Consider the following 26,236-nt stretch of genomic DNA (forward strand, 5'->3'; position numbering starts at 1 on the left):
AAAATTTCTACGATAACGGTTTCGGGAAGACAGAATTTGACATTACCTGTCCGGCCAAAATTATCATTACTTTTGAAAAAAAGAAAGTCTATGTCTATTCAGGTACAGGAAATATCTAAATTTTACGGGGAACAAAAGGCTCTGGACAAAGTTTCCTTTTCAATAGAGAAAGGAGAAATTGTAGGTTTTCTGGGGCCCAACGGCGCAGGAAAGTCTACTCTTATGAAGATTCTTACTGGCTTCCTCACCCCTTCGGAAGGAAAGGCGAGTGTAAATAATTTTTCCATTTCTTCAAATCTTGAAGAAGTACAAAAGAGTATTGGCTACCTTCCTGAACATAACCCTCTTTATACTGAAATGTATGTAAGGGAATATTTGGCATTTAATGCTTCTGTTTATAAAGCTGATAAATCCAGGATAGAAGAAGTTATAAAAATGACTAAGCTTATCTCCTGAAGCAAATAAACAAATCGGGCAGTTATCAAAAGGTTACAGGCAGCGGGTAGGACTGGCTGCCGCTTTATTACATGAACTAAGCAGTTCTTATCCTGGATGAACCTACCATCAGTCTCGATCCAAACCAACTTGTAGAAATTCGTAGCCTGATCCTGAATATTGCCAAAGAGCAACCCAATGGTCGTGCCGGAAAAACAATTTTTCTCTCTACTCATATTATGCAGGAAGTTGAAGCTCTTTGTGACCGGGTAATTATAATAAACCACGGCAAAATAGTGGCCGACAAAAAAATGAAAGAGCTACGTGAAGAAAACGAGCAGATCATCCACGTGGAGTTTGACTACAGGATTGAAGAAGTGGCCTTACAAAGAATACCTCATCTGCTTAAGGCGATAAACATTGGCGGATTCCATTACCACCTCACCTTTGACACTTCAAAAGATATGCGGCCTGCAGTATTTGATTTCGCTCACGATAATGGCCTCAAAACACTTCAACTAAACCGGAAAACAAAAAATCTCGAAAGTCTCTTTGCTGAATTGACCAGCCCCCAAAAAAAGCGCCCCAGTTCCCGAAGAGGGAGTCTAGCTACTTTCTTTTGTTGTTTTATTCCCCCCTTCAGTGGCTAGGGGCCTTTGTAGTCTAATTAAATTAATCAACAAAGGTTTCTTTCAATACCTCCTTACTTCTGGTGATTTCCTTCTCGCTGAGGCTTCCTGTAACTTTAACAATTCTGGATTTGTCGATAGTCCTGATCTGGTCTATGGCAATCATTCCTTTTTTTCCTGAATAATTTACAGGAACACGGGTAGGATATTCCTTTACAGTGGTGGTCATAGGAGCAACAACAACTGTTTTGAGGTATCTGTTCATTTCATTTGGGGAGAGCACCACACAGGGGCGGGTTTTCTGAATTTCGCTTCCAATGGTTGGGTCCAGATTTACAATAACAATATTGTATTGTTTTATTTCCATTCGTCAAAATCTTCATCTCTAAAAACATCGTCCATCAAAAGCTGATCATCACTAAGCTTGTGACATTTTCTGGAATTTCTCTGCCCAGTCTTTTCTAGGTTCTTCAATGGGTTTTATTAAAATATGACCTTCCTCCAGAATAAGTTCTACCTTATCTTTAATCTGATATTTTTCAAGAATGGTTTTACTAAGCCGAAGTCCCTTCGAATTTCCAATTTTTATAATAGAAGCCTCCATAATATTGCATTTTTGTAAATACAAAGTTATTACATTTTTGTTTTAGGAAAAACAAAGTTTTTGGAGAAACAACCGCTCTTGAAAATCTTTTATTCCCCCTTTGGGGTTAGGGGGCTTGAAAATACAATCTGCCCGTGTAGAATGTTTCGATATCCACTGTCGCCGGACGATTTATAGAAATAACGTCCCCGGTACTTCTAATTTCCCCCTTCAACACTTCCTGCGGATTGACGAAGAGTTTGTTTGTACCTCTGTGCTGAATTTCAACAGTACCTGCCCTCATTTTGTCAGCCTCGATACGGCTATCTCCGGCAGCAATGTAAAGATTGAGATATCCTGTTTCCCCTTCTAAATAGAAATTTGAATAATTATCTGCAGTTACCCTAATTCGCTCCGAAACAAGGTGGAGTTTAAAATCTCCATTGGTGTAGATTTCAGGATCTTTCTCCTGATTGAGCGAGCGCAACCAGATCTCAGGAAAGTTCAGAACACCTATTCCTTCAATTGTATTATTACAGCATTTTGTAACCAGGTAAGATTAGGCACAGTTACATAAATAGTTGTCGTATTATAATCCCTGATTAAATTACAATTGTTGTTATTTCTCAGGCTCAATCTTCCGGCATCCACAGTAGCTGTTATATCTCCGGCAAGATTTTTACCAGTTTCAATCACAACTTTATGCTCCTCTCCCTGCTCAATGAACAATTTGATCCTTCCGTAGACTATCAGCTCTTCAAATTCGGCTACCTCAATATCATAAGTTATAATATCACCCGTAGTTTTGAGGCAATCTGGTGCATCTTCCTTATCGCATCCTGCAAGCATCAAAACCATAACGATAAAAGGCCAAAGCTTTTTCATAATCTATAACCAATTGAGAATTCGACAGCTTCGGCATTGGCACCATGTGCCAGTACAGTTATAGATCCAAAGAGATCTTTATAAATTGGTCTTTGTAAACCTATCCTGTTATAAATCCTTGTCACATAATTATCGTATGGATAATAAGCGTAATATCCCAGCTGGGTGATCATAGAAAGTTTCCTAAAAGTGAGCTGATGCCCCAGGAAAATTCCAATTCTTTTAGAATCTTCTTCCCCTGTCGTTTCTCCAAATGGAAAAGTCACACTTTGATAGTAAATAAATTCTTCCATAGACCGCGACAGGAAGAGTTCTGTACTTAACCTGGAAAGTGCTTTTCCTGTTGATCCTTTTATCAGCATAAGCCGAAACGGTTAAAAAAGGATATATTTTTGATCCTATTATTCCAATAGTATTGGCACCTCCCCTAAGCACAAAATTGTAATGCAAAGGTTCAGAATACTTTTCTTGGTTACCGGGAATATACTCTGGCTGATTTTCGTGATCAAAAAGGTAATTGATTCCGGCGTTGATAACTGCTGTATTAGTGGAATTATTCGGAGATTTAAAATCAGCATTTGAATAATGAATTAATGAAATCCCTGCCTGAAAGCCAAATCCTTTATAAATGTTCTCCTTCTGAATGGTTCCGCTAAAAAACGTTGAACTCATAATTCTTGAACCATAGGCGTTATTTATATAATTGTCATCAGGATGGTAAGGATTGGTGTTTATGGCCAGTCCCTGTCCAACCTTAAATACGAGATTTCTTTTCAGAAAATAGAACCCGAGATGGGCATATAGACCGTAATTATCCCCCAGGTGAGGGTTTTTCATATCCTGATAGGAAAAGGAAAAACCTACATCGGGATAATTGTACCTAGCTTCCCAATCTTCCAGACCGTAAGTTTTACGATTAAAGCTAAAGATCAAACCTTCAGGATGATGAGTAATTAGATGCGAAATATGAGGATTGTGTTCTATGATACTGCCATAGAAGTAGTTCACATCTACCGAATAATATTTCTTTATATCATTTTGGGAGAACGAGGTCAGGCAGGCTAATAAAAAAAGAAAAGGGGCAATTTTCTTCATACGGGCGCAAAGCTAAGCAATTACAAAGAAAATTTTTCCCCGACTTTTATGCCTTAATTCTTAAAATACTGCTGAAGCTATCTTTTTTATATTGTCACTTTTTCCCATCGAGTAGTAATGCAATACAGGAACTCCTTCCTTAATTAATTCCTTACTTTGTTCTGTACACCATTCCACCCCTACCTGGCGTACTTCCTGGTTATTTTTACATTTGTCAACTTCAGAAATTAAATCTTCGGGAAGGTCTACGTGAAACCTGTGCGGAAGAACCGTTAGCTGATTTTTTGTTGCCAAAGGTTTTAATCCCGGAATTATCGGAATTGTTATGCCGTACTGTCGGCATTTTTCCACGTATTGAAAAAATTTCTCATTATCAAAGAACATCTGTGTCACCACATAGGCTGCTCCCGATTCCTGCTTCTCCTTTAATCGTTTTATATCCTGGTCCAAACTTGGTGCTTCCATATGTTTTTCGGGATAACCTGCCACCCCCACACAAAAATCAGTATGATGAGAATTTTCCAGGATCTCCTCCTGAAAGTCTCCTATGTTCATATCCATTATTTGCTTTACAAGATCGCAGGCGAAGATATTTCCATTTGGATCGGGTTTAAAGTAGGTCTCACTTTTCACCGCGTCACCTCGTAAAGCCATTACATTCTTGATTCCCAGAAAATCCAGATCTATTAAAAAATTTTCTGTGTCTTCCTTGCTGAAACCGCCACACAGGATATGAGGTACAGCGTCAACTTTATATTTGCTCTGGATGGCTGCGCAAATCCCAACTGTTCCGGGACGCTTTCTAACTACTTTCTTTTCCAGAAGTCCGTTCTCCTTTTCAATATAAACATACTCCTCCCTGTGATAAGTGACATCAATAAACGGAGGTTTAAATTCCATTAAAGGATCTATGCCGTCAAAAATAGATTGAATATTCTGCCCTTTTAAGGGAGGTAAAATTTCAAAAGAAAATAATGTTCTTCCTTTTGCTGCATTAATATGCTCTGTTATTTTCATTCTTAGTTAATATTAGACCTCACAGGTTTTCAAAACCTGTGAGGTCTTAGTTTGAGGTTATTTAATCTGCAATGGATGGACTAAGCCACTTTTCGGCTTTTTCCAGCGATATATTTTTTCTGTTTGCAAAATCTTTAACTTGATCTTCGGTAATCTTTCCGACTCCAAAATACCGCGCTTCAGGATTGGCAAAATAATATCCGCTTACACTGGCGGTAAGCCACATAGCGAGACTTTCGGTTAATTTTACTCCTATTTTTTCTTCTACTTTTAATACGTCCCAAATACTTATCTTCTCAAGATGATCGGGACAGGCGGGATACCCCGGTGCAGGCCTAATACCTTTATAACTTTCTTTTATAAGCTCTTCATTAGAAAGTTGCTCCCCTGATGCATAACCCCAGTCTTCAGTTCTTATCTGTTTATGAAGATACTCAGCAAAGGCTTCAGCAAGACGATCAGAAAGTGCTTTTATTAAAATTGAATTGTAGTCATCGTGGTCTTTTTCGTATTCTTTGGCCAATTCGTCTGTCCCAAAACCTGTAGTTACACAAAAAAGACCGAGGTGATCCTGAATACCTGTCTCTTTTGGAGCGACAAAATCAGCTAGGGCAAAATTGGGTTTTCCTTTGTACTTCTTCAATTGTTGACGAAGAGTTCGGAAAAGCATCCTTTTTTCTTCGGAAGCATCCCCGTAAATAATTTCTATGTCGTCATCATTTACAGTATTAGCCGGAAAAAGTCCGTAGACAGCTTTAGCCTTCAGCAGCTTTTCATCTAAAATTTGATTCAGAAGCTCCCTTGCATCTTTAAACAGAGCAGTGGCTTGTTCTCCTACTACTTCGTCAGTAAGAATATCGGGATATTTCCCGTGCAATTCCCAGCTTCTGAAAAACGGGGTCCAGTCAATGAACTCAACCAGTTTCCTCAGATCAAAATCTTCAATTATTTGGATCCCGCACTTGTTCGGTTTTAATAATTCTGAAGTTTTCCAGTCTATTTTATATTTATTCTTCCTTGCATCAGCAATAGAAAGATATTCTTTGACCTTACTTCTTTTTCCGAAGTTACTTCTGAAGATGTCGTACTCCGCCTTTAGGTCATCCATATATTTTCTTCGGGTATTTTCCTTAAGAAGATCTCCCACCACGGTTACCGCCCTTGAGGCATCGTTGACATGTACCACCGCATTATTGTACTGCGGATCGATTTTCACCGCTGTATGGGCCTTAGATGTTGTAGCTCCTCCAATTAATAAAGGCACTTCAAAGTTCTGTCTTTGCATCTCCTTTGCCAGGTGCACCATTTCATCCAGGGACGGAGTAATTAATCCGCTAAGGCCAATAACATCAACATTTTCAGCTTTTGCTGTTTCAATTATTTTTTCCGGGGGTACCATGACTCCAAGATCAATGATATCATAATTATTACAAGCCAGAACAACCCCTACAATATTTTTACCTATATCGTGTACATCACCTTTTACTGTAGCAAGAAGTACTTTACCAGCCTGTTGTCTTGGCCCGGAAGTGTCTGCTTCAATGTAAGGGAGGAGATAAGCCACAGCTTTTTTCATTACCCGCGCCGACTTCACAACCTGGGGAAGGAACATTTTTCCGCTTCCAAAGAGATCTCCAACTACGTTCATTCCGATCATCAGGTGACCCTCGATTACTTCCAGGGGTCTTGCTGCCTCCTGCCTTGCAGCTTCAATATCATCGAGGATATAAGTATCAATTCCTTTTACAAGGGCGTGCGTAATGCGCTCCTGAACTGGCTTTTCCCTCCATGAAAGATCTACTTTACTCTCTCTTTCTGTGCCTACAACATTTTCCGCAAAAGCTAATAAGCGTTCAGTAGCATCATCTCTCCTGTCCAGGATCACATCTTCAACGTGCTCTAAAAGATCTTTCGGAATATTATCATATACGTCCAGTAGTGCCGGATTTACAATTCCCATGTTCATTCCCGCCTGGATCGCATGATACAGAAAAACCGAATGCATCGCCTCCCTCACCGGATCGTTACCACGGAAAGAGAAAGAAACATTACTTACTCCCCCACTTAGGCTACAATAAGGCAGGTTCTCTTTCACCCATCTCACCGCTTCTATAAAATCTATAGAATTACGACGATGTTCTTCCATACCAGTAGCAACAGGGAAAATATTTAGATCAAAAATGATATCTTCCGGCGGAAAATTCACTTTTTGAGTAAGAAGGTCATAGGAGCGTTTTGCAATTTCGATGCGGCGTTCATAGTTATCTGCCTGGCCTACTTCATCAAAAGCCATAACAATAACAGCTGCTCCATATCTTCTAATCTTTTTGGCGTGGGAAAGAAATTCCTCTTCGCCTTCCTTTAAGCTGATGGAATTTACCACACATTTCCCCTGTACCACCTGAAGACTGGCTTCCAGAATTTCCCATTTTGAACTATCTATCATAATGGGAACCCTCGATATGTCAGGCTCGGCAACTATGAGATTGAGAAATTTGACCATAGCCTCTTTTCCATCAATGAGGCCATCATCCATGTTTATATCTATGATCTGCGCGCCTCCTTCAACCTGATCCCTTGCCACATCCAAGGCTTCCTCATATTTATCGTCTTTTATGAGACGGAGAAATTTTTTAGACCCTGCCACGTTGGTTCGTTCTCCCACATTCACAAAGTTAGTTTCGGGAGTTATCACCAGCGGTTCCAGACCCGAAAGTTTCAGCGGTTTAAGTGCTCTTTTCGGGTTAACTGATGAGGAGTCTTTATTTTTCTGTTCTTCTAAAGTTTGTTCTCTGGCCATCCTATACTTCAGAATTTAAAAGTTCTTTTACTGCTATTGCTCTGGGTTTATAATCTTTTGCAATATCTGCAATAGCCTTAATATGAGCGGGGGTTGTTCCGCAGCAACCACCCAATATATTTACAAGTCCTTTCTCCAGATATTCTTTTATCTGCTCTGCCATTTGTGACGCGCTTTCATCATATTCCCCAAAAGCATTAGGTAATCCCGCATTAGGATACGCCGAAACCCCATAAGGAGTTTTTTGTGCCAGCACCTCGAGGTGAGGGGTTAATTGCTTTGCTCCTAAAGCACAGTTAAAACCAACACTTAATAAAGGAATATGAGAAATTGAAATGAGAAAAGCTTCTGCGGTTTGTCCCGAAAGAGTCCTCCCGGAAGCGTCGGTAATTGTTCCGCTAATCATTACGGGAATATCACTGTTTAGCTCTTCCTTAAGCTCATCAATTGCAAATAATGCGGCTTTGGCATTAAGAGTATCAAAAACTGTCTCTACCAGTAATACATCTACACCTCCATCAATTAGAGCCTGTGCCTGCTGTCTATATGCTACCCTTAATTCTTCAAAGGAAATTGCGCGAAATCCGGGATCATTAACATCGGGGCTCATACTCGCAGTTTTGTTTGTAGGTCCCATTGCTCCGGCTACAAACCTGGGTTTATCCGGATTTTCTGCCGTTACCTCCTCGGCAACTTTTTTGGCTATTCGGGCGCTTTCGTAGTTAAGTTCATACACGAGATCTTCCATTTGATAATCGGCCATGGCAATGGTGGTCCCCGAGAAGGTGTTCGTCTCAACAATATCTGCTCCTGCATAAAAATACTTGCGATGAATATCGGCAATAGCTTCAGGTTGAGTGAGGGATAACAAGTCATTGTTCCCCTTTAAAGAAGTGGGCCAGTCTTTAAACCGGGAGCCCCTAAAATCCTCTTCAGAAAATTTATATTCCTGCAGCATGGTACCCATGGCACCATCAAGAATGAGTATTTTATTGGACAGTAATTCTTCTATTTTTGACATTTAATTGCAATTGTCATTATCAAAAAAAGAAGTGTGGAAAAGCATCTTTTAGTTATCTATCCACGAAGTCGTGGTAGAATTTAGCACCTTCTCCCTAAGGAGGGTTGCCAAGGCTTCAGCGGGTCTAATCCCTCAACCTTTCTTGATAACGATGTTATATATAAAAATGAACTTAAACTAATTACACAAATATAAGGCTGCGCCTTTAGAATGCAAGGGTTTTAATAAAAAAATAATTAATTCACTAATTTTCCGTTCAAGTAGACCTCATAACTGATTTCTGCAGTTTTTTCCAGCATTTTTGCAACCGAGCAATATTTGTCAATAGAAAGGTCTACTGCACGTTTAGCTTTATCTGCCGGAAAATCACCTTTTAACAGGACTTCCATTTTAATAGCCGTAAAAACGTTGGGCACTGCACCTTCTTTCCTGAAGCCTTCCACATTCATTTGAAGATCTTCCAGTTCTATCTTCTGCTTCTTAAGAATCATTACAATATCTATACTGCTGCAGCCAGCTATTCCCATAAGTAGCAATTCCATTGGGCTTGCTCCCTGAGGGTTGGGTTCAGATTTGTTATCAAGATGAACTATGTCTCCACGTTCATTTTTAGTTTCAAAATGGTAATTTTCATTCAGCCTTTTTAGGTGGATTTTCATTGTATCAGAGGTTTTAAACAAAGTTATGAAAATTGAAGTTATTACCCTTCCGTCATTCCTGCGGAATGCCACCTTCCCTTAAAAAAGGGAAGGAGCTTTTCTCTCTTAGTTGTGAACCAACTCCCCTCCTTATTTTAAGGAGGGGTGTCCGCCGCGGCGGACGGGGTGGTTTCGTGGAATTTCAAATCCAAAATTTCAATTACAAGTAGCAGTCTTAGTATACGCAGTATGCTTTTTTATTACTTCCAGATTCTGCAACGCAGTGAACCCTTCCGTCATTCCTGCGGAATGCCACCTTCCCTTGAAAAAAGGGAAGGAGCTTTTCTCTCTTAATTGTGAACCAGCTCCCCTCCTTATTTTAAGGAGGGGTGTCCGAAGGACGGGGTGGTTTCTTGAAATTTCATCAACCATCTATTGCGAAGCAAGTCTTAGTATACGCAGGATGCTTTATTATTAATTCGAGATTTTCCCCCGCAGTGAACCTTTCCGTCATTCCTGCGGAATGCCACCTTCCCTTGAAAAAAGGGAAGGAGCTTTTCTCTCTTAGTTGTAATCCAGCTCCCCTCCTTATTTTAAGGAGGGGTGTCCGAAGGACGGGGTGGTTAGCCGGGGCGAAGGATAAAAAAAAGCCCGGCAAGTGGATACCTGCCGGGCCTTTCCTATTCACCATTCTAAAGTAAATATCTTTCTTCCCCTTTGACAGAGGGCTTAAACTCCTATTTTCTGTACTACTTCTTTCTTAGCTTCTTTCTTACTTCCATCAAATCCTTCAACTCCGCCAACAGTAGTATATTTAAGAACATACTTTTTATCGGGATGGATTCTTTGGTATACGCTTTGACACATGATAGCAGCCTCGTGAAATCCGGATAAGATGAGCTTTAATTTTCCTTTGTAGGTATTAACATCGCCAATTGCATAAACTCCCGGGATGTTGGTCTGGTAATCGTAAGAGTTATCAACTTTAATAGCGTTTTTCTCTATCTCCAGCCCCCAGTTGCCCATAGGTCCAAGTTTGGGAGATAGTCCGAAGAGTGGAATGAAATCATCCACATCTTTAAATTCTTCTCCCCGGGCAGTATCCTTGTGACGGATCACCACTTTTTCAAGCCTGTTTTTTCCCACAAGGCCGACGACTTCAGCATTTGTGATCATTTCAATCTTCCCGATATCTGCAAGTTCTGATACTCTTTCAACAGAGTCCAGTGCTCCACGGAATTCATTTCTCCTGTGAACCAGGGAAACTTCCGCAGCAACATCAGCAAGATAAATAGCCCAGTCTAAAGCAGAATCACCTCCACCTGCGATTACCACTCTTTTATCCCTATATACTTCCGGATCTTTAATAAAATACGATACTCCTTTATCTTCAAAGTCTTCAATATTAGAGATCGGCGGCTTTCTGGGCTCAAAAGAACCCAGTCCCCCTGCAATTGCTACTACAGGAGCATGATGTTGGGTCCCTTTATTTGTAGTGACTATAAAAGTGCCATCGTCAAGTTTCTCCAGTGTTTCTGCACGTTCACCTAAAGTAAATCCTGGTTCAAAGGGTCTAATTTGTTCCATCAGATTTTTCACAAGGTCTCCCGCCAGGATCTCAGGGAAAGCCGGAATATCATAGATGGGCTTTTTTGGGTATATTTCAGAACATTGACCACCCGGTTGTGGCAATGCGTCTATTAAATGTGTTTTTAACTTGAGTAGCCCCGCCTCGAAAACGGTGAATAAAGCCGTAGAGACTGGCACCAATTATCAGGATATCTGTCTTAATCATTTCTCTCGTTTTTTACTTTTAATGCTTCAGTTATTGTATTCATTTGGTTTACCTTATCTTCAAAATCTCCTTTAATACTTTTTCGGTATTCGTTAAGATTTTCTACCATTTGATTGATATTTTCAGGAATTACTTCTTCAAAAAACTCCCGTAAACGTTTTGCTGTTGTAGGTGATTTGCCATTAGTTGAAATTGCAATTTTCACATAACCTTTATTAACTATACCTCCCATATAAAAATCGCAGAGATCTGGCGTATCTGCAATGTTGGCCAGTAAATATCTCTTTTTAGCATGCCTGTAAATCTTTTTGTTAAGTTTCGTATCATTAGTGGCCGCAATCACCACGTGTCTTTTCTTCAAATATTTACTCCTGTACCTTCTCTTGGTGACCTTAACTCCATGCTTTTCAGCAAGTTCAAGAGTTTCAGGTAGAAACCCTTTCGCCAGTACTTCTACATTAGCATTAGGACTGGACTTCAGCAAAAAATGAAGCTTCTCAAGACCTACATTCCCACCTCCAATTATCAGGATGTTAAGTTTATTTACCTTAAGGAATACAGGATATAGTTCGTTTCTTTCTTCCATAGGTTCCCTAGCCCCCGAAGGGGGAATTTATTATTTCGGTGGTCTTAATCTTGTTTTCAAGAGTAGAAAAGATTTCTCCACTTTCTCTTACGACCTCACCTATTACTATAATTGCTTAGTGCAGTCAATTCTTTTTCTGCAACAACCTGTTCCAAATTCCTTATTGTTCCAAAACCTAGCTCTTTCATTCTCTGTAGTTCCATTTTGAATAACACCCACAGGAATATCTGCTTTGCCATACTTACTAAAAATCTCCACTATTTCTGCGATTTTGCCCATACCCATAAGGATCACAACAGTAGCGGTAGATTGTGCTGCCAGTTTTACGTCTTCGGAAAGTTTCTTTTCTGAAGTTGTTCCTGTAATTACCCAGAAACTTTCAGAAGTTCCGCGTTGCGTTAGAGGTATCCCCACATTGGCGGGAACTGCAATAGACGAGGTAATACCAGAAACTACGGCAGTCTCAAGACCTTTACTTTTAGCATAATTGATCTCCTCGCTCCCTCTTCCGAAGATAAAAGGATCTCCTCCTTTTAATCTTACTACGTGTCCTCTTTCCAGAGCATATTTTACAATTAGCTCGTTGATCTCATCCTGTGAAAATCTATGCTTATCCTTACGCTTCCCCACGAAGACATGCTCCGCCTGTGGTGCATAATCAAGGAGTTCCCTGTTTATAAGTGCATCATATAAGACAACCCGGGCGGTTTTTAAAGTGTTTACCGCCTTCAGGGTTATCAATTCCGGATCTCCGGGACCTGCTCCTACTACCGTTAATTTGGGAGTATTATACATTTTGTACCTCCTTCGTTCTATATGCGTCTATAGTTTTGTGGAAGATCCTCGCATCATTTAAATATTTGTTGGCAAAGACCTCTGTTGGCTCGTGATGATTTAGCTGATATGCAAATTCTTCAAAAGAAGTAGAAAGCGCAATCCTTCCCGTGTTAACAAACAGCTCATCAAACTGAGAAATAATTCCCGCCTGAGTGTTAGTCTTGACATCTTCAGAAAGCAATAAAGCTTTAGCCGAATTTACTATTGAAGTATAGGAATGGTAAATACTATCTGCCCAGGCCCTTCTTTCCAAAGCACTGTGAGCATTCTCTATTTTCTCTTCACTTTCAAATAACAGGGTAGCAATGAGATCAATAATTACTCCTGCACATTCCCCTACTCCTACTGCCTGAATATAAGGCTTTTCGTGCCCCCAGTCTACAAAATCATTCTCTGTAAGATTTGTCGTATCTCCAAGATCCTTCAGCAGGTCATAAAAATAAGATTTCCCCTGTCTGTCGTAGTAATGAATAAATTTTTCGTCAGGAGCAGACTGTTCCTGAAAATCGTTCAGTATTAATCGTAATGCTTCAGGACCACGTTTACTGGGCACCTTTATAACTTTATCTGCAAATCTTCCCTGACCATCTCCTAAAGTTCCGCCACCAAGTAAAATTTGAAGTGCTTAAGCGCTACAGCTTTCCCTACTTTTACAGACATTCCCTGGAATCCAATTTCGGCCATATTGTGTTGCCCGCAGGCATTCATACAACCGCTTATTTTTATAGTAATATCCCTGCCGTTTACGAAATGAGGATATTCAGCTTTAAGAACATCTTCAAGAACATCTGCAGCTCCTGTACTACTGGCAATCCCCAGGTTACATGTGTCTGTTCCCGGGCAGGCAGTAATATCTATTGTTTTATCATACCCGGCTTCTGCCAGGCCCAGTCTTTTTAATTCAGTATAAAAGAAAGGCAGCAATTCTTCCCTTACGTGACGAATAAGAATATCCTGTCGCAAAGTAAACCTTAGCTCATTGCCCGCATAATTCTTAATAAGATCTGCCAATTGCCTGGCCTCTGCAATGTAAAAATCTCCTAAAGGCACCCGGATACCTACAGCAAATAATCCCTGTTGTTTCTGCGGAATTATATTTGTGGATTTCCATGTTTCATAATGCTTTTGATCTTCAATTTCTACTGAAGGAATTTCAACATCCTTTAAAACTGGAGCTGCTTCAAATTTTTCAATTTCAAAAGCGGGAATATTTTTAGAGAGAGCCGTTTGTTGCTCGGCCACCAGGTCCATAAATGCTTCTTTCCCGATATCCTTTACAAGATATTTCATCCTGGCTTTCATTCTTTTCGCTCTTTCACCATACCTAGGTCAAAGACACGCAAAACACCTTCAGTAAGTGAGATAATTTTTTCAGCTTCAATAAAATCATACAATTCATCGGCATGCCTTGGCTGTGAACCCAGCCCGCCCCCTAACATTACTTTAAAGCCGCGTTTTCCATCTTTCATCTTTGCTATAAAGCCAAGATCATGAATGTAGCTTAAAGCCGTATCCTCTTCAGAAGAAGAAAAAGAGATCTTAAACTTTCTTCCCATTTCCTGACAGATTGGATTTCTGAGAAAAAACTGAAAAGTTGCATGTGCATAAGGCGATACATCAAATGGCTCCTTTACGTCTATTCCGGCAGTTGGCGAAGCTGTTACATTACGTACTGTATTACCGCAGGCTTCCCTTAAAGTGATATCATCTTTTGCCAGCTGGCTCCAAAGCTCTGGTGTTCTGTCCAGGCTCACATAATGTATCTGGATATCCTGTCGCGTAGTAATATGTAACCGACCTGTAGAATATTCTTCTGAAACATTGCAGATCCTGTGTAATTGTTCAGAAGTTACTTTTCCAAACGGTAGTTTTATCCGCACCATTTGTACACCCGCCTGTCTTTGTCCATAAACTCCACGAGCCAGACGAAGACTTCGGAATTTTTCTTCATCAGCTTTTCCTTCACGAAAAAGTCTTATCCTTTTCGCTAAATCGACTATTTCCTGTTCAACTATGGGGTTTTCTAATTCTGTTCTGAAACTTTGCATATTCTTATATTTTATAGGCAGTTGCACACATCAGTTTTCTCACTCCCTGACCTATACTTTACCGTAATTTTTTTCTTTCCTGCTATGTTGCCGAAATTTTACTCTAGGCATGCAGCCCGCATTCCCGGTTTTCCAGGACCTTGGTGGGATCGAAATACTTAAACTCATTGGGTAGGTTGTTGTTCCTTAAATAGATATCCAGTTCCTCATCGCTCCAATGGTAAAACGGACTTACTTTTAAAATTCCATCCTTGCTATAGCTAAGGATCCCGATACTATCTCTAAAAGCGGTTTGACCTTTTCTTAGGTTGGTGAACCATACATCCGGCTTTTGTTGACGCATCGCTCTTTCAAAAGGCTCCAGTTTTACCTGCCGGGTGAACTCGTCATGGTAAGGACTATCTACCTGCGGTATACCTCCAAAAAAAGCATCCCTATAGGCTGAAGTTTCTTTCGGGGTGTAGAGTTTTACATTGAGATGCAGGCTCTCTATCACCTCCCGGGCGTGAGCATAAGTTTGCGGAGTATTATACCCCGTATCACACCAAATTACTTTAATGGACTGGTCTATCCTGGAACAGGCATGAAGTATTGCAGCTTCGTAAGGGCGAAAATTTGTGGTTACAATTAAGCCTCTGGCTATTATTGATTATCCACTGAATCAATTCTGCTTAGGTGGAATTCCTTTTAGCTGCCTGTTTAGTGTCTTTAATTCTCTTTCTGTAAATTTTTTCATCTCTGTTCCCTCCCAAAATTTTACGTGTGTCATACTTTTTGTTGTCTCAGATGCCTTTTTTTTGTGATCCTGTTGATGGAATCAAGTGGGGCAATATTTTTGCTTCTCTCCGTTTCCAGGGAAATGAAATTCCCATTTATTTATCCTAATATCCTATCGGGTAGGTAGGGTATTGACAAATATAGAACTCCTTTTTTAATATGCAGCAAATCAGCCGCAGAAGATTTCTATTTTAACATTTTTCAGTTTTCTCCTATAGCAAGATCGGCAAGAGTATTCTTTCCGAGGACCTGCAAGGTGCTGTCTCTCACCTGTATCATCAATGCGTGAACTGAACAGGATTTTTCATCGGGGCAATCCTGGCATTTCTCATAAAAATTCAGACTAACACACGGCAGCATTGCAATAGGACCTTCTAAAACCCGTATTACCTGTGTCATCTTCACCTCTGAAGGATCTTTAAGAAGGTAATAACCTCCTCCCTTGCCCTTTTTGGAACCGACGAAGCCTGAATTTTTTAATACTACCATTATACTCTCAAGATACTTAAGAGAAATATTCTGGCTACTGGCAATCTCTGCAGTTTGAACAGGTTTTTTGCCGGGTTGTTTTGCTATATATGCCAGTGCCTTTACACCGTATTTTGTCTTTTTGGAAAGCATTCAGCAAATATATCAATTTAATAGGCTTTACCTGTTTACGCGTTCAATGCCTGTTTTAAATCCTTTATAATATCATCGATGTGTTCAAGTCCTACCGAAATCCTTACCAGTCCCGGAGTGATCCCCGCCTCCAGCCTATCCTCTTCACTCAATTTACTGTGCGTGGTTGATGCAGGGTGCGTAACAATGCTCCGGGTATCTCCCAAATTTGCCGATCTTGAACAAAGCTGTACATTATCAATAAATTTTCTTCCTGCTTCAAGTCCTCCTTTAATTTCAAAGGAGATAATATTTCCTCCAAGCTTCATTTGTTTTTTTGCAACTTCATACTGAGGATGAGACTTCAAAAAAGGATATTTTACATTTTCCGCATTTGCTTCCTGCTCCAGGAATTCAGCAACTTTGAGTGCATTTTCACAATGCCTGTCCAGTCTTACCAGTAAGGTTTCCAAACTTTTAGAAAGAATCCAGGCATTAAAAGGGGATAGTGCCGGACCCGTATTTCGGGAAAAAAGATAGATCTCCCTGATCAAATCTGCACTTCCCACTGTCACTCCACCTAAGACCCGTCCCTGGCCATCTATTAGTTTTGTTGCCGAATGTATTACCAGGTCGGCTCCAAATTTTATAGGATTCTGTAAATAGGGAGTAGCAAAACAATTGTCAATGATCAGGATCAAATTGTGTTTTTTTGCAATCCTTCCTAATTCCTCCAAATCAATAATATCCACCCCGGGATTTGTAGGCGATTCAGCAAACAGAATTTTTGTCTCGGGTTTGATCAGACTTTCAACTGAATCAATTTCATTTACATTAAAATAACTATGAGAGATATTCCACTTCGGAAAATATTTCGTGAACAGGCTGTGTGTTGATCCAAAAATTGATCGTGCAGATACAATATGATCACCGCTGTTTAAGAGTGCTGCAAGAGTTGAAAACACTGCAGACATTCCCGTAGCAAAAGCATATCCCGTCTCTGCCCCTTCCATTGCAGCTATTTTTTCAATAAATTCTGAAGTATTTGGATTGCTGAATCTACTGTAAATGTTTCGTTCTTTTTCTTCAGAAAAGGAAGCTCTCATATCTTCAGCATCTTCAAAAACATAGCTTGAGGTGAGATATAGCGGCGCCGAATGCTCCATAAATTGAGTGCGCTCAATTTGGGTTCGAATAGCCGTGGTTTCCATATTTGATTCCTTTTTTGATCCAGGGTTGTTTGTCATTACGCCAATTTTTCTGCCAATTTAAGAATATCTGACAAAACACCACGTGCAGTTACTGCAGCACCTGCACCTGCACCCTGAATTACAATGGGCCTTTCTCCGTAAGACTCAGTATAAATTTCAAAAGAAGCATCTGCATGCTTCAGGCTTCCGAACGGGGAGTATCTTTTCTCCTTTACAAGTTTTACCTCCAGTTCTCCTGTGGCAACATCCAGTTCGCCAACATGTCTTATGACCTCATCTTCCTTTAAATCTTTTCTCAAAATTTCAAAATCTTCATTAAGATCTATCTGGTTTTCCTTAAATGAACTAAGGCTACTTCCTCCATTCAAATGCACCGGAACAAGGTCTTCAATTTTCACCTGGGATAGCTCCTTTTGCAACTGCAACTCCCTCGCAAGGATCAATAACTTTCGCGCCACATCCTTTCCTGAAAGATCAATGCGGGGATCGGGTTCAGTAAAACCTTTTTCTCCTGCTTCAGTTAAAACTGTATCAAAAGATTTCCCACCTTCAGAAAACGTATTAAATATATAACTTAGGGATCCGGAGAAAACTCCTCTTATTCTTGTTACTTTTTCTCCTGATGCATATAAATTCCTCACAGTTTCCACTACAGGAAGACTTAGCACCTACATTAGTTTCGTACAGAAAATACTTCTTATGCTCCCTAAGATCCTTCCGCAGGTTATTATAAAATTCTGTAGAAAGGGTATTGGCCACTTTGTTGGCTGCCACAATGTGAAAACCATTTTCAATAAGTAAGCTGTAATTATTTACCAGTTCCTGGCTGGCTGTAGCATCTACTGCAATAACATTTTCAAGATCATTTTTCTTCACATATTCAATGATATCCTGCAGTTTGTAAGGAAAGCCATAGTCTTTAAAATCGGCCTCCCAGGAAGAAGTCACTCCTCTTTTCTCAAAAAATGCAATAGTGGAATTTACCACTACCGGCAGGTTTATTTCAATTTCTCCCGATGCTTCTAACTGCTTTTTAATATCCAGAATTTGTTGTATTAATGTACTCCCTACATTACCTACCCCAAATAGCACTACGTTTACTCGTGTCATCTTGTATGTGTTTTGAATTAAATATTGGACCTAAAAAACCAGCCAGCTGGCCAAACTCAATTAAAAAAGCATCGTGGCCATGAATAGATTTTATTTCGTGGATGCTGATGTTGTTTTTTATAAGAGAGAGATTCACGTAGGTATCCCAATTATCTTCAGGAAGGTAGAACCTGTCAGAATCTACAGTTACAATATGAATGGTGCCTTCTATTTCTGAAGCTGCAAAAAGTTGATCTCCACTGCCGTTACTAATATCGACCGTGGTAAGCAGATGATTCATCAATTTGTAAGAAGCCAGCTGAAATCTCTCCTCAAGTTTTTGCCCGTGATATTCCAGCCATCCCTCAACATTCCAGTTGTCACCCGTTGCCTGAATTCCTGAACCGAACTTTGCCTCCAGAGATTGTGGGCTCCTGTAAAAAGTCATCGCATGCATTCTCGCATCTTTCAATGGTTCTGCCGAATTGTTAAGGATCTGGTCCTGAACCTTACATAAAGCCCGTAGCCACTGGGTAGCCTTGTAATCTGTAGCTACCGGAATAATATTCTGAAACAGTTGCGGCTTAAGTGCTGCTAATTCCCATAACAAAGCACCACCAATGGAACCACCTATTCCTGCGTATAACGAAGAAATATCAAGTTGTTCCAGTGCGGCAGCATAAATTTTAGCAATATCCCTTAAAGTAAATTCTTTATAATTATGCAAAAGATGGGTGGGATCACCATCGTACCCATTTCCCGGCATATTAAAAGCCAGAATAGTGTACTGTAAGGTATCTATAGTTTTTCCCTCCCCAATTAAAGAATTCCACCAGCCTCCTGTTCCGGTCACTTTTGAATTACCGCTTAAGGCGTGGTTTACCAATATTATTGGCGCTTCTCCCAGAGCCTGTCCAAAAACCTCATAACTAAACCTGATATCCTGTATGGTTCCTGCGGAATTTTCAAATCCTTTTATTTTTAACTTCTTAAGCATATTTTCTCTCTAAATTTTGATAAGAATGGCAGGTCGCAATTTAAGCAGACCTGCACTCCGGCCGATGTTTTTGTTTAACTATTTCTTTATTTTTCCAAAAGCTTGTTTAAGATCGGCTTTAAGATCTTCAATATCTTCCAGTCCAACAGATAAACGAATAAGATCTTTTGTTACTCCTGTCGATTCCTGTTGTTCATCACTAAGTTGTTGATGAGTAGTACTTGCAGGGTGAATAATTAGCGACTTTGTATCTCCAATATTGGCAAGCAGGGAAAACAACTGGGTTTCATCTGCTATTACTTTTGCTGACTCAAATCCGCCTTCAATTCCAAAAGTAAGTAACCCGCTTTGTCCCTTCGGAAGGTATTTTTTAGCAAGATCGTAATAGTCACTTTCCTCAAGTCCCGGGTAATTTACCCATTTAACTTCCGGCTGTTGCTGAAGCCATTTTGCCAGTTCCAGCGCATTTTCACTGTGCTTTTTAATTCTTATATCAAGTGTCTCGAGTCCCTGCAGTATTTGAAAGGCATTAAAGGGGCTAAGAGCCGCACCATGGTCGCGGAGTCCTTCAATACGCACTTTGGCAATAAAAGCCGCTTCTTCCAAAGCATCGTGATAAATAATTCCATGGTATCCGGGCGAAGGCTCTGTAAATTCAGGAAATTTTCCGTTAGCCCAATTAAATTTTCCGGCGTCTATAATGGCTCCACCAAGAGCGGTTCCGTTACCGTTAATATATTTTGTAAGGGAGTGGATCACTATGTCGGCACCGTGTTCAATGGGGTTTATAAGAGAAGGAGTAGCTACGGTATTATCAACAAATAATGGCACTCCAACTTCCTTTGCATATTTGGAAATTTCCTTAAGATCGGGAATATCAAGTTTGGGATTTCCAAGGGATTCAACAAAAAACACTTTAGTATTTTCTTTGGCTGCCTTTTTAAAATTTTCCGGCTCATTGGGATCTACGAAAGTGGTTGTAATTCCTAATCTTGGCAGGGTTACATTAAAAAGATTGTAAGTACCTCCATAAAGACTGCTGGATGAGACAATATGGTCGCCCGATTTAAGCAGCGTGAGTAAAGCTGTATTGGTAGCAGCTGTACCCGAAGCAGTTACTACAGCCGCAATCCCGCCTTCCAGTGCCGCAAGTCTTTGTTCCAGAACATCATTTGTAGGATTGTTGATACGGGTGTAAATGTAACCCGGTTCTGCCAGTGAAAATAAAGCGGCAGCATGATCTGCGTTCTTAAAAACGTAGGAAGTCGTCTGATAAATAGGAACTGCTCTGGTTCCTCCGTTGGCAGCGACATCGTGGCTAAGCGTGCAAAGCATTTGTTGCAATTTTAGTACTCATGTTTTAGTTGTTAAAGGTTATAATTGAAATTTAATTGGTCGATTCTAAGTTAATTAACTCTTGCTTAAGTTTTTATGTTTTTTATTCCGGTCAACGCAATTCTTTCGCTTGCTATTTTCCGTTTGCCGTTTCTGTTTTCCCCATCCCGAAAGTCTATCGTCTTGTCTCTTGAATCTTGAATCTTGATTCTTGACTCTTGACTCTTGCTTCCTGCTTCCTGTCTCTTGTTGCAAAAAAAAATCCCCCCGACACTGCTTTGCCGGAGGGATTTTAGGAATTGAACTATAACTAATTTATATCCTGGACCTGTGGCAATAGTGTGTCTCTGTGTACATCATACACATTCGCATCATTCGACACATCATAGTTTTTATTGCGGGATTAAGTTTCATTTCGTTGTCTGGTTTCTGGTTAGAAGTTCAAGATTCAAAGTTCAAAATTTCTCTTCTCTTTTTTCTCTTCTCTTTTTTCTTTGGTCTTGCCTCTTGCCTCTTGTTTCTTGCCTCTTGCCTCTTGTTTCTTGTTTCTTGTTTCTTGTTTCTCGTGTCTTATCTCCTCCTTCGGCGGCAAAAAAAAAAGCCGCTGCGGTGGCAGCGGCTTTTTGCAAATCTTATAGTTAAAGGTTATGCATTAGTGTCCGCTGCGGAAGTTTCCCACATCATCATACACATATTGCACATTACCTGATACATTTTCTTTTGTTTTGTCTTTCGCAAATGTAAGCACACAATAAATTAGAATCCAAATAAATTTTAATCTTTTTCTTAAAACTTCTTCCAGAGCTACTGATAACGGGCTCTGCTCCTATTTAAAACTTAATATTTCTCTAAAAATATATTCGATCAGAACTCTTCGCACCGATCTTTTAACAATTGCAGGCAAAATTATATTAATGTTTATTAAAGTGAGGGTATATCATTTTTGTTGTACTTATATTGGAAAAAATTGAACAGAAAAACGCAAAATTATTACTTATGAAAAAGATTTTTTTACTATCAATGTTATTTATTTTTGGAGTTACGGGTGTTTCAAATGCACAACTACAGGAAGGAAATTTTATGCTGGGTGCAGATTTAGGTAGTGGCCTTACAAGTACAACCAGTAATGGATTGTTTGGTTTTAATTTAGGACTGAACGATGGAGCTAGGATTACAATATTGGAATTAGCCCCAAAGCAGGGTATTTTTTGAATGACAGTTTCGTCTTAGGTGCAATTGTAAATTTAGGATTTACAAAATCTGCGGAAAATAGTGGCCAATCAACCAAAAGTACAACCTATGGAGTGCAGGCATTCTCACGCTACTATTTATCACCTGAAGATGCTGAACTTGGAGATGAAGTCCCAACAGGACAGTTTTTCATGGAAACAAATGCCTAGTCTTGCAGGAGTAAATGTAACTGGTGGCCCTACAACAAATGGATTTACCTTCGGTTTTGGTCCCGGGTATTCTCTATTTGTTAGTGAAAATGTGGCACTGGAAGCTTCGGCCAAATATAATGGTCTTGTAGGTGCTAGTAACACAGACTACCAAAATTCATTAAGTGTAAACCTGGGTATTCAAATATTCCTTACCCGTTCAGAAGCAAGAGATGCAGTAGAACCTTTCTAATTGTATTAAAAAAGTAATTACGTGAACGAAGCTTTTCTCTGAAATATGAGAAAAGCTTTTTTTTTCGAAGTTTCTCATCATTTAATTAATGGAAATAAGACAGCGAGAGAGAGTCCACGTAAATATTTCCCTGACTTTTTTAAAATCTAGTTAAAGAAGGTGCCTATTGTATCAATTTTTATACATTTGCTACTGATTTATTACAGGGACTAATTTGACTGATTGCAACCCTTAAAAAAGCTAAAGCAGTGAAAACTTCTCTAGCACTTCACGTCAAATAGCCTTTACATTAATTCTTAAAAATTATAAATGGCTTATTTATTTACTTCAGAAAGTGTATCTGAAGGACATCCGGATAAAGTTGCAGACCAAATCAGCGACACTCTTTTAGACAATTTTTTAGCTTTTGATGAAAACTCCAAGGTGGCTTGTGAAACTCTTGTTACTACTTACCAGGTGGTACTCGCAGGAGAAGTAAGGAGTAATACTTACCTGGATGTACAAAACATTGCGCGTGGAGTAATCAATGACATTGGATATACTAAAGGAGCTTATAAATTTAGTGGGGATTCCTGTGGTGTAATTTCACTCATTCACGAACAGAGTCAGGACATCAACCAGGGGGTAGATCGTGGCAGTAAAGAAGAGCAGGGTGCTTAGGTGACCAGGGAATGATGTTTGGTTATGCTACCAGTGAAACTGAAAATTATATGCCACTCGCTCTCGACATTTCTCACAAGATCCTTATTGAACTTGCAAAATTGCGAAGGGAAGGAAAAGATATTTCTTACCTCCGTCCAGATTCAAAGAGCCAGGTAACCATTGAATACAGTGACGACAATGTGCCGCAGAAAATAGTTGCCATTGTAGTCTCTACACAGCACGATGATTTTGATGAGGATGATGACAAAATGCTGGCAAAGATAAAGGAAGATATTATTGGAATTTTAATCCCACGAGTAAAGGAACAACTCCCGGAATACTTACAGAAGTTGTTTAATGATGAAATAACTTACCATATAAATCCAACCGGAAAATTCGTTATTGGCGGACCACACGGCGATGCAGGTTTAACCGGAAGAAAGATTATAGTCGATACTTACGGCGGAAAAGGAGCTCATGGTGGAGGGGCTTTTTCAGGAAAAGATCCCAGTAAAGTAGACCGTTCTGCCGCTTATGCAGCAAGACATATTGCAAAAAATCTAGTTGCTGCCGGGCTTGCCGATGAAATCCTAGTCCAGGTTTCTTATGCCATAGGAGTTGTAAAGCCGACTTCCATTTTTGTAGATACTTTTGGCAAATCCAAAGTAGACCTTTCAAACGGAGAAGTAGCAAAGAAAGTAGCAGAGATTTTTGATATGCGCCCAGCTGCAATTGAAGAACGCTTAAAGCTTAGAAATCCTATTTACAGGAAACCGCTGCTTACGGACATATGGGAAAGGAACCCCGAAAAATTACTAAAATTTTTGAAAGCCCCTACAATGGAAAAATTACAAAGGAAGTAGAATTATTTACCTGGGAAAAACTTGATTACGTAGATAAAGTAAAAGAAGCCTTTAGCTTATAGAATTAAGGCTATAATACAAAAACCCACAGGCTATTATGTCTGTGGGTTTTTTTTCGAAATAGACATTTCGAGATAATTAAATTGTTCTTATACCCTGGAAGATGGCTGACTTATTCTTTTTGCCTTCCCTCCTTTTTCCATAAGTTTCTTGAATTGCTTAAGGTCATTTTTTACAAGCTTTTCGAAGGCTGGATTCAGCAATTTAGCTGCAAAACCTCCTGCGTCACCTGCTGGTGGCCTATAGGTAATTGTAGTTTCTACAATAGTACCTTTTCCTTTAGGATCTATTTCAAATCTTACTTCCCCTGAATTGTCAATTTCTGATCCAGGTAAAGATCTCCACATCAATAAGTGATTGGTTCTTTCCTGAATGATTTCAGCATCCCACTCTATTGTTCCAATTCCACCCGGAATTTTTGCAACCCATTCAGATCTCTTATCTCCGGTTTCCTTTATTTCCTTGATGTGACTCATGAAATTCGGAAGGTTTTCAAGGTTCCTCCAATAAGCATAAAGCTCTTCCCGCGACTTGTTAATAGTTAATTTACTGGTGGCAACTATACTCTTGCTACTGCTCTTTCCTGAACCTTTCATTCCTTTAGCTCCTTTGTAAAGCAAAGCACCGCCTACAACTGCACCTAAAACTCCCAACAAGCCTTTCTTATTCTCTTTCAGGGTCGAGAGGATATCTCCCTGTCCTCCTGAATTTTTTCCGGAATAACTCCTCTTAGTCGCTCCACTTCCGGTTCTTGTAGTACTGGTAGTAGATCCATTCGTCTTCTTTTCATTTTGTGATTCCATATTTTCTTTTTTTAATTTTAAATGCTTTATCTTAAGATACGATTCATCTATCTCCAAAGAAAATTTATCGTACTAAAATTTTGCTAATACTCCTTCCCAATGTCATAAAAATCAAGCATTTCAACCATTTCATAACGATTAAAAAAATCAATTTAAATACTTGGAGTTCCTCCTGTTACCTGCACTGTAGATCCTGTCATATAACTGGACCCTTCCGAAGCAAGTAACACATAAGCCGGAGCGAGTTCTGCAGGTTGTGCTGCCCGTCCAATAGGAGTGTTCTTCCCAAAGGATTTCACCTCCTCCTGTGGCATTGTAGATGGTATTAACGGAGTCCATACTGGTCCCGGAGCCACGCAATTTACTCTTATGCCTTTTTCTGCTAAAAGTTGTCCAAGACCTACGGTGAAGTTTTGAATTGCTCCTTTTGTAGTTGCGTAGGGCAGTAATATTGGTTTGGGTTTATAAGCGTTAATGGAAGTAGTGTTGACAATTGTTGATCCCGGCTTCATATGTGGTTCTGCCGCTTTACATAACCAGAACATAGCATAGATGTTCGTGCGGAAGGTGTAATCCCATTCCTCACTTGGGATGTCCTGTAAAGATTCGTGGCTCATTTGAAACGCAGCATTATTAACGAGTATGTCTATTCGGCCAAACTCTTCAACAGCTTTGTCAATTATCTTTTTGCAGTGCTCCTCTTCACTAATGTCTCCTGAAACTAAAACCGCCTTTTTACGCTTCCTCAATATATTTTGCAGTTTCTTTTGCATCTTCATCCTCGCTCAGGTAAGAAATTAAAACATCTGCACCTTCTCTTGCAAATGCAATTGCCACTGCCCTTCCAATTCCTGAATCACCATAAGTAATAATTGCTTTTTTACCTTCCAGCTTACCCGAGCCTTTGTAAGATTTCTCTCCATGATCGGCTTTGGGAGACATTTCCTTTTCTGTTCCCGGAACTTTCTGCTCCTGGCCGGGGTAAGGAGGTTGTTCATATTTCTTTTGTGGATCCTGTTGTTTATTTTTATCCTCTTTCATTTTCATTTCTTTTTGTTGTTGTACAATTTCTACCTTGTTAAAATTGAGATGGTTTCCTACCTTCCCATAAATCATAAGCAGGATTCTTGTAATTTCCGGTTTCAACAAAATCTTTAAATCTTTGAAGATCTTGTTTGATGATCTTACTAAAGGAAGGATTGAGCACTTTTGCAGCCATTTCTCCAAGTTCTCCCGCAGGCGGCCTGTAGGATATACGGGTAGTTACTCTTGTGCCAATGCTGCCGGGAATTTCTTCAAATCTCACCTCTCCCGAATTCTGAATCTCTGAGTCCGGCAGGGCTCTCCAGGCAAGAAGGCTGTTTTCTTCTTCCTGTATGATCTCTGCTTCCCACTCCAGATTCCCTAATCCGCCGGGAATTCTGGCTTTCCATTGTGAGCGTTTGTTTGTAACCTCATCCACCTCTTCCAGGTGCTTCATAAAATTGGGAAGGTTCTCAAGCTTTCTCCAGTAGGCATACAAAACTTCCCGTGGCTCATTTATAATTACACTTGTTGAAATGTCAATATCTGTATTTGCACTGCTATCGAGATCTAACTCATCCCAGGGCCATTTTCCTGAGGCTCCTTTATAAAGGAGACTTCCCCCTGTTGCAGCGGCCAAAATTCCTAAAAACCCGCCTCTTTTAAGTCCAAGAAAAGCTAAAAAGGCTCCTCCTGCAGCTGCGAGTGTTCGGTTATTAGACAAATTGCTGTCAGGATTGGTAATGTGTACTGTCCCTGCCTCTCCTTTCCGGATAAATTCTGCATTTTCCATATTACTTTTTTTTGGTTTCCCATAAAATTAAAGATACCACTA

General features: G+C 39.9%; 23 protein-coding genes, 8 pseudogenes and 1 riboswitch. Of the genes and pseudogenes, 5 read left to right on the plus strand and 26 right to left on the minus strand.

The features are described from left to right. Window positions 1–90 precede the first annotated feature (90 nt). A pseudogene (gldA, locus tag LZ575_RS10220) lies at window positions 91–1,085 on the plus strand (gliding motility-associated ABC transporter ATP-binding subunit GldA). Window positions 1,086–1,107: 22 nt separating this feature from the next. Here gldA and LZ575_RS10225 read toward each other — a convergent pair. The 22 genes and pseudogenes from LZ575_RS10225 to LZ575_RS10315 form a co-directional block, all read right to left on the minus strand. Beyond that, entirely contained in the window at window positions 1,108–1,431 is a 324-nt protein-coding gene (locus LZ575_RS10225; RefSeq protein WP_235330523.1) for a type II toxin-antitoxin system PemK/MazF family toxin, read from the minus strand. Beyond that, window positions 1,422–1,668 (minus strand): annotated as a pseudogene (locus LZ575_RS10230) (AbrB/MazE/SpoVT family DNA-binding domain-containing protein). The gene LZ575_RS10225 and the pseudogene LZ575_RS10230 overlap by 10 nt, the downstream one beginning before the upstream one ends. Before the next feature lie 106 nt (window positions 1,669–1,774). Further along, window positions 1,775–2,134, minus strand: coding sequence for a GIN domain-containing protein (locus tag LZ575_RS22540; protein WP_255702928.1), 360 nt, complete (start codon window positions 2,132–2,134; stop codon window positions 1,775–1,777). Between the two features lie 26 nt (window positions 2,135–2,160). Further along, complete coding sequence (locus LZ575_RS22545; RefSeq protein ID WP_255702929.1) at window positions 2,161–2,532, minus strand: GIN domain-containing protein; 372 nt, start codon at window positions 2,530–2,532, stop codon at window positions 2,161–2,163. After that, window positions 2,529–2,798, minus strand: coding sequence for a hypothetical protein (locus LZ575_RS23570; RefSeq protein ID WP_311196061.1), 270 nt, complete (start codon window positions 2,796–2,798; stop codon window positions 2,529–2,531). Before LZ575_RS23570 ends, LZ575_RS22545 begins: the two co-directional genes overlap by 4 nt. Further along, complete coding sequence (locus tag LZ575_RS10240; RefSeq protein WP_311196062.1) at window positions 2,755–3,627, minus strand: acyloxyacyl hydrolase; 873 nt, start codon at window positions 3,625–3,627, stop codon at window positions 2,755–2,757. Before LZ575_RS10240 ends, LZ575_RS23570 begins: the two co-directional genes overlap by 44 nt. A gap of 60 nt (window positions 3,628–3,687) precedes the next feature. Further along, window positions 3,688–4,644: a methylenetetrahydrofolate reductase [NAD(P)H] gene (gene metF / locus LZ575_RS10245; protein ID WP_235330524.1), complete on the minus strand. Its 957-nt coding sequence runs from the start codon at window positions 4,642–4,644 to the stop codon at window positions 3,688–3,690. 61 nt (window positions 4,645–4,705) lie between these two features. Continuing rightward, entirely contained in the window at window positions 4,706–7,444 is a 2,739-nt protein-coding gene (metH, locus tag LZ575_RS10250; RefSeq protein ID WP_235330525.1) for a methionine synthase, read from the minus strand. 1 nt (window position 7,445) lies between these two features. Then, window positions 7,446–8,465 (minus strand): homocysteine S-methyltransferase family protein, encoded by a 1,020-nt coding sequence (locus LZ575_RS10255; protein ID WP_235330526.1) that lies wholly within the window; start codon window positions 8,463–8,465, stop codon window positions 7,446–7,448. A gap of 49 nt (window positions 8,466–8,514) precedes the next feature. After that, window positions 8,515–8,617: riboswitch (SAM riboswitch) on the minus strand. Between the two features lie 84 nt (window positions 8,618–8,701). Further along, window positions 8,702–9,124 carry an OsmC family protein gene (locus tag LZ575_RS10260; protein ID WP_235330527.1) on the minus strand — a complete coding sequence of 141 codons (423 nt, stop codon included), beginning with the start codon at window positions 9,122–9,124 and terminating at the stop codon, window positions 8,702–8,704. A gap of 708 nt (window positions 9,125–9,832) precedes the next feature. Beyond that, a pseudogene (locus tag LZ575_RS10265) lies at window positions 9,833–10,898 on the minus strand (NAD(P)/FAD-dependent oxidoreductase). Further along, window positions 10,891–11,484 carry a bifunctional precorrin-2 dehydrogenase/sirohydrochlorin ferrochelatase gene (locus tag LZ575_RS10270; protein WP_235330528.1) on the minus strand — a complete coding sequence of 198 codons (594 nt, stop codon included), beginning with the start codon at window positions 11,482–11,484 and terminating at the stop codon, window positions 10,891–10,893. The pseudogene LZ575_RS10265 and the gene LZ575_RS10270 overlap by 8 nt, the downstream one beginning before the upstream one ends. A gap of 7 nt (window positions 11,485–11,491) precedes the next feature. Next, window positions 11,492–12,279, minus strand: a pseudogene (gene cobA / locus LZ575_RS10275) (uroporphyrinogen-III C-methyltransferase). Continuing rightward, window positions 12,272–14,369, minus strand: a pseudogene (locus tag LZ575_RS10280) (HEPN domain-containing protein). Before LZ575_RS10280 ends, cobA begins: the two co-directional pseudogenes overlap by 8 nt. 103 nt (window positions 14,370–14,472) lie before the next feature. Then, window positions 14,473–15,105, minus strand: a pseudogene (locus LZ575_RS10285) (phosphoadenosine phosphosulfate reductase family protein). A 242-nt stretch (window positions 15,106–15,347) separates the two neighbouring features. Beyond that, the gene (locus LZ575_RS10290) at window positions 15,348–15,767 is read right to left on the minus strand and encodes an Rrf2 family transcriptional regulator (RefSeq protein WP_235330530.1); all 420 of its coding nucleotides are present in this window, start codon (window positions 15,765–15,767) and stop codon (window positions 15,348–15,350) included. 35 nt (window positions 15,768–15,802) lie between these two features. Next, complete coding sequence (locus tag LZ575_RS10295; protein WP_235330531.1) at window positions 15,803–16,993, minus strand: O-succinylhomoserine sulfhydrylase; 1,191 nt, start codon at window positions 16,991–16,993, stop codon at window positions 15,803–15,805. Further along, window positions 16,993–17,598 carry a hypothetical protein gene (locus tag LZ575_RS23575; RefSeq protein ID WP_311196063.1) on the minus strand — a complete coding sequence of 202 codons (606 nt, stop codon included), beginning with the start codon at window positions 17,596–17,598 and terminating at the stop codon, window positions 16,993–16,995. Before LZ575_RS23575 ends, LZ575_RS10295 begins: the two co-directional genes overlap by 1 nt. After that, window positions 17,519–18,067 carry a hypothetical protein gene (locus LZ575_RS23580; RefSeq protein WP_311196064.1) on the minus strand — a complete coding sequence of 183 codons (549 nt, stop codon included), beginning with the start codon at window positions 18,065–18,067 and terminating at the stop codon, window positions 17,519–17,521. The genes LZ575_RS23575 and LZ575_RS23580 overlap by 80 nt, the downstream gene beginning before the upstream one ends. Then, window positions 18,030–19,043, minus strand: a complete 1,014-nt coding sequence (locus LZ575_RS10305; RefSeq protein WP_235330532.1) for an alpha/beta fold hydrolase — start codon at window positions 19,041–19,043, stop codon at window positions 18,030–18,032. The genes LZ575_RS23580 and LZ575_RS10305 overlap by 38 nt, the downstream gene beginning before the upstream one ends. A 78-nt stretch (window positions 19,044–19,121) precedes the next feature. Then, window positions 19,122–20,400, minus strand: a pseudogene (locus LZ575_RS10310) (O-acetylhomoserine aminocarboxypropyltransferase/cysteine synthase family protein). A gap of 433 nt (window positions 20,401–20,833) precedes the next feature. Beyond that, window positions 20,834–21,007, minus strand: coding sequence for a hypothetical protein (locus LZ575_RS10315; RefSeq protein WP_235330533.1), 174 nt, complete (start codon window positions 21,005–21,007; stop codon window positions 20,834–20,836). Between the two features lie 367 nt (window positions 21,008–21,374). Between LZ575_RS10315 and LZ575_RS10320 the strand changes: the two genes are divergently transcribed. The 4 genes and pseudogenes from LZ575_RS10320 to metK all read left to right on the plus strand — a co-directional run bounded on the left by LZ575_RS10320 (window position 21,375) and on the right by metK (window position 23,577). Next, window positions 21,375–21,590, plus strand: a complete 216-nt coding sequence (locus LZ575_RS10320) for a hypothetical protein (RefSeq protein ID WP_235330534.1) — start codon at window positions 21,375–21,377, stop codon at window positions 21,588–21,590. Next, window positions 21,587–21,778, plus strand: a complete 192-nt coding sequence (locus LZ575_RS10325) for a hypothetical protein (protein WP_235330535.1) — start codon at window positions 21,587–21,589, stop codon at window positions 21,776–21,778. The genes LZ575_RS10320 and LZ575_RS10325 overlap by 4 nt, the downstream gene beginning before the upstream one ends. Further along, window positions 21,771–22,010: a hypothetical protein gene (locus LZ575_RS10330; protein WP_235330536.1), complete on the plus strand. Its 240-nt coding sequence runs from the start codon at window positions 21,771–21,773 to the stop codon at window positions 22,008–22,010. Before LZ575_RS10325 ends, LZ575_RS10330 begins: the two co-directional genes overlap by 8 nt. Window positions 22,011–22,319: 309 nt before the next feature. Further along, window positions 22,320–23,577: pseudogene (gene metK / locus LZ575_RS10335) on the plus strand (methionine adenosyltransferase). Window positions 23,578–23,664: 87 nt separating this feature from the next. Here metK and LZ575_RS10340 read toward each other — a convergent pair. From LZ575_RS10340 to LZ575_RS10350, 4 genes are all read right to left on the minus strand, one after another. Beyond that, window positions 23,665–24,378 carry an SRPBCC family protein gene (locus LZ575_RS10340; RefSeq protein ID WP_235330537.1) on the minus strand — a complete coding sequence of 238 codons (714 nt, stop codon included), beginning with the start codon at window positions 24,376–24,378 and terminating at the stop codon, window positions 23,665–23,667. Window positions 24,379–24,530: 152 nt separating this feature from the next. Further along, window positions 24,531–25,151, minus strand: a complete 621-nt coding sequence (locus LZ575_RS10345; RefSeq protein ID WP_311196065.1) for an SDR family oxidoreductase — start codon at window positions 25,149–25,151, stop codon at window positions 24,531–24,533. After that, window positions 25,114–25,494 (minus strand): SDR family NAD(P)-dependent oxidoreductase, encoded by a 381-nt coding sequence (locus LZ575_RS23585; RefSeq protein WP_311196143.1) that lies wholly within the window; start codon window positions 25,492–25,494, stop codon window positions 25,114–25,116. The genes LZ575_RS10345 and LZ575_RS23585 overlap by 38 nt, the downstream gene beginning before the upstream one ends. Next, window positions 25,457–26,194, minus strand: a complete 738-nt coding sequence (locus LZ575_RS10350; protein WP_235330538.1) for an SRPBCC family protein — start codon at window positions 26,192–26,194, stop codon at window positions 25,457–25,459. The genes LZ575_RS23585 and LZ575_RS10350 overlap by 38 nt, the downstream gene beginning before the upstream one ends. Between the last annotated feature and the right edge of the window lie 42 nt (window positions 26,195–26,236).

It is taken from the genome of Antarcticibacterium sp. 1MA-6-2 (assembly GCF_021535135.1).
Classification (GTDB): Bacteria; Bacteroidota; Bacteroidia; order Flavobacteriales; family Flavobacteriaceae; genus Gillisia.

Coding starts and splice junctions, on each gene's coding strand:
- LZ575_RS10225 (WP_235330523.1), bottom strand. CDS start 1,431: ATGGAAATAAAACAATACAATATTGTTATTGTAAATCTGGACCCAACC.
- LZ575_RS10290 (WP_235330530.1), bottom strand. CDS start 15,767: ATGCTTTCCAAAAAGACAAAATACGGTGTAAAGGCACTGGCATATATA.
- LZ575_RS23580 (WP_311196064.1), bottom strand. CDS start 18,067: ATGACACGAGTAAACGTAGTGCTATTTGGGGTAGGTAATGTAGGGAGT.
- LZ575_RS10240 (WP_311196062.1), bottom strand. CDS start 3,627: ATGAAGAAAATTGCCCCTTTTCTTTTTTTATTAGCCTGCCTGACCTCG.
- metF (WP_235330524.1), bottom strand. CDS start 4,644: ATGAAAATAACAGAGCATATTAATGCAGCAAAAGGAAGAACATTATTT.
- LZ575_RS10330 (WP_235330536.1), top strand. CDS start 21,771: ATGCCTAGTCTTGCAGGAGTAAATGTAACTGGTGGCCCTACAACAAAT.
- LZ575_RS10350 (WP_235330538.1), bottom strand. CDS start 26,194: ATGGAAAATGCAGAATTTATCCGGAAAGGAGAGGCAGGGACAGTACAC.
- LZ575_RS10340 (WP_235330537.1), bottom strand. CDS start 24,378: ATGGAATCACAAAATGAAAAGAAGACGAATGGATCTACTACCAGTACT.
- LZ575_RS22545 (WP_255702929.1), bottom strand. CDS start 2,532: ATGAAAAAGCTTTGGCCTTTTATCGTTATGGTTTTGATGCTTGCAGGA.
- LZ575_RS10345 (WP_311196065.1), bottom strand. CDS start 25,151: ATGCAAAAGAAACTGCAAAATATATTGAGGAAGCGTAAAAAGGCGGTT.
- metH (WP_235330525.1), bottom strand. CDS start 7,444: ATGGCCAGAGAACAAACTTTAGAAGAACAGAAAAATAAAGACTCCTCA.
- LZ575_RS10320 (WP_235330534.1), top strand. CDS start 21,375: ATGAAAAAGATTTTTTTACTATCAATGTTATTTATTTTTGGAGTTACG.
- LZ575_RS10260 (WP_235330527.1), bottom strand. CDS start 9,124: ATGAAAATCCACCTAAAAAGGCTGAATGAAAATTACCATTTTGAAACT.
- LZ575_RS23585 (WP_311196143.1), bottom strand. CDS start 25,494: ATGATTTATGGGAAGGTAGGAAACCATCTCAATTTTAACAAGGTAGAA.
- LZ575_RS10305 (WP_235330532.1), bottom strand. CDS start 19,043: ATGCTTAAGAAGTTAAAAATAAAAGGATTTGAAAATTCCGCAGGAACC.
- LZ575_RS10255 (WP_235330526.1), bottom strand. CDS start 8,465: ATGTCAAAAATAGAAGAATTACTGTCCAATAAAATACTCATTCTTGAT.
- LZ575_RS10295 (WP_235330531.1), bottom strand. CDS start 16,993: ATGACAAACAACCCTGGATCAAAAAAGGAATCAAATATGGAAACCACG.
- LZ575_RS10270 (WP_235330528.1), bottom strand. CDS start 11,484: ATGGAAGAAAGAAACGAACTATATCCTGTATTCCTTAAGGTAAATAAA.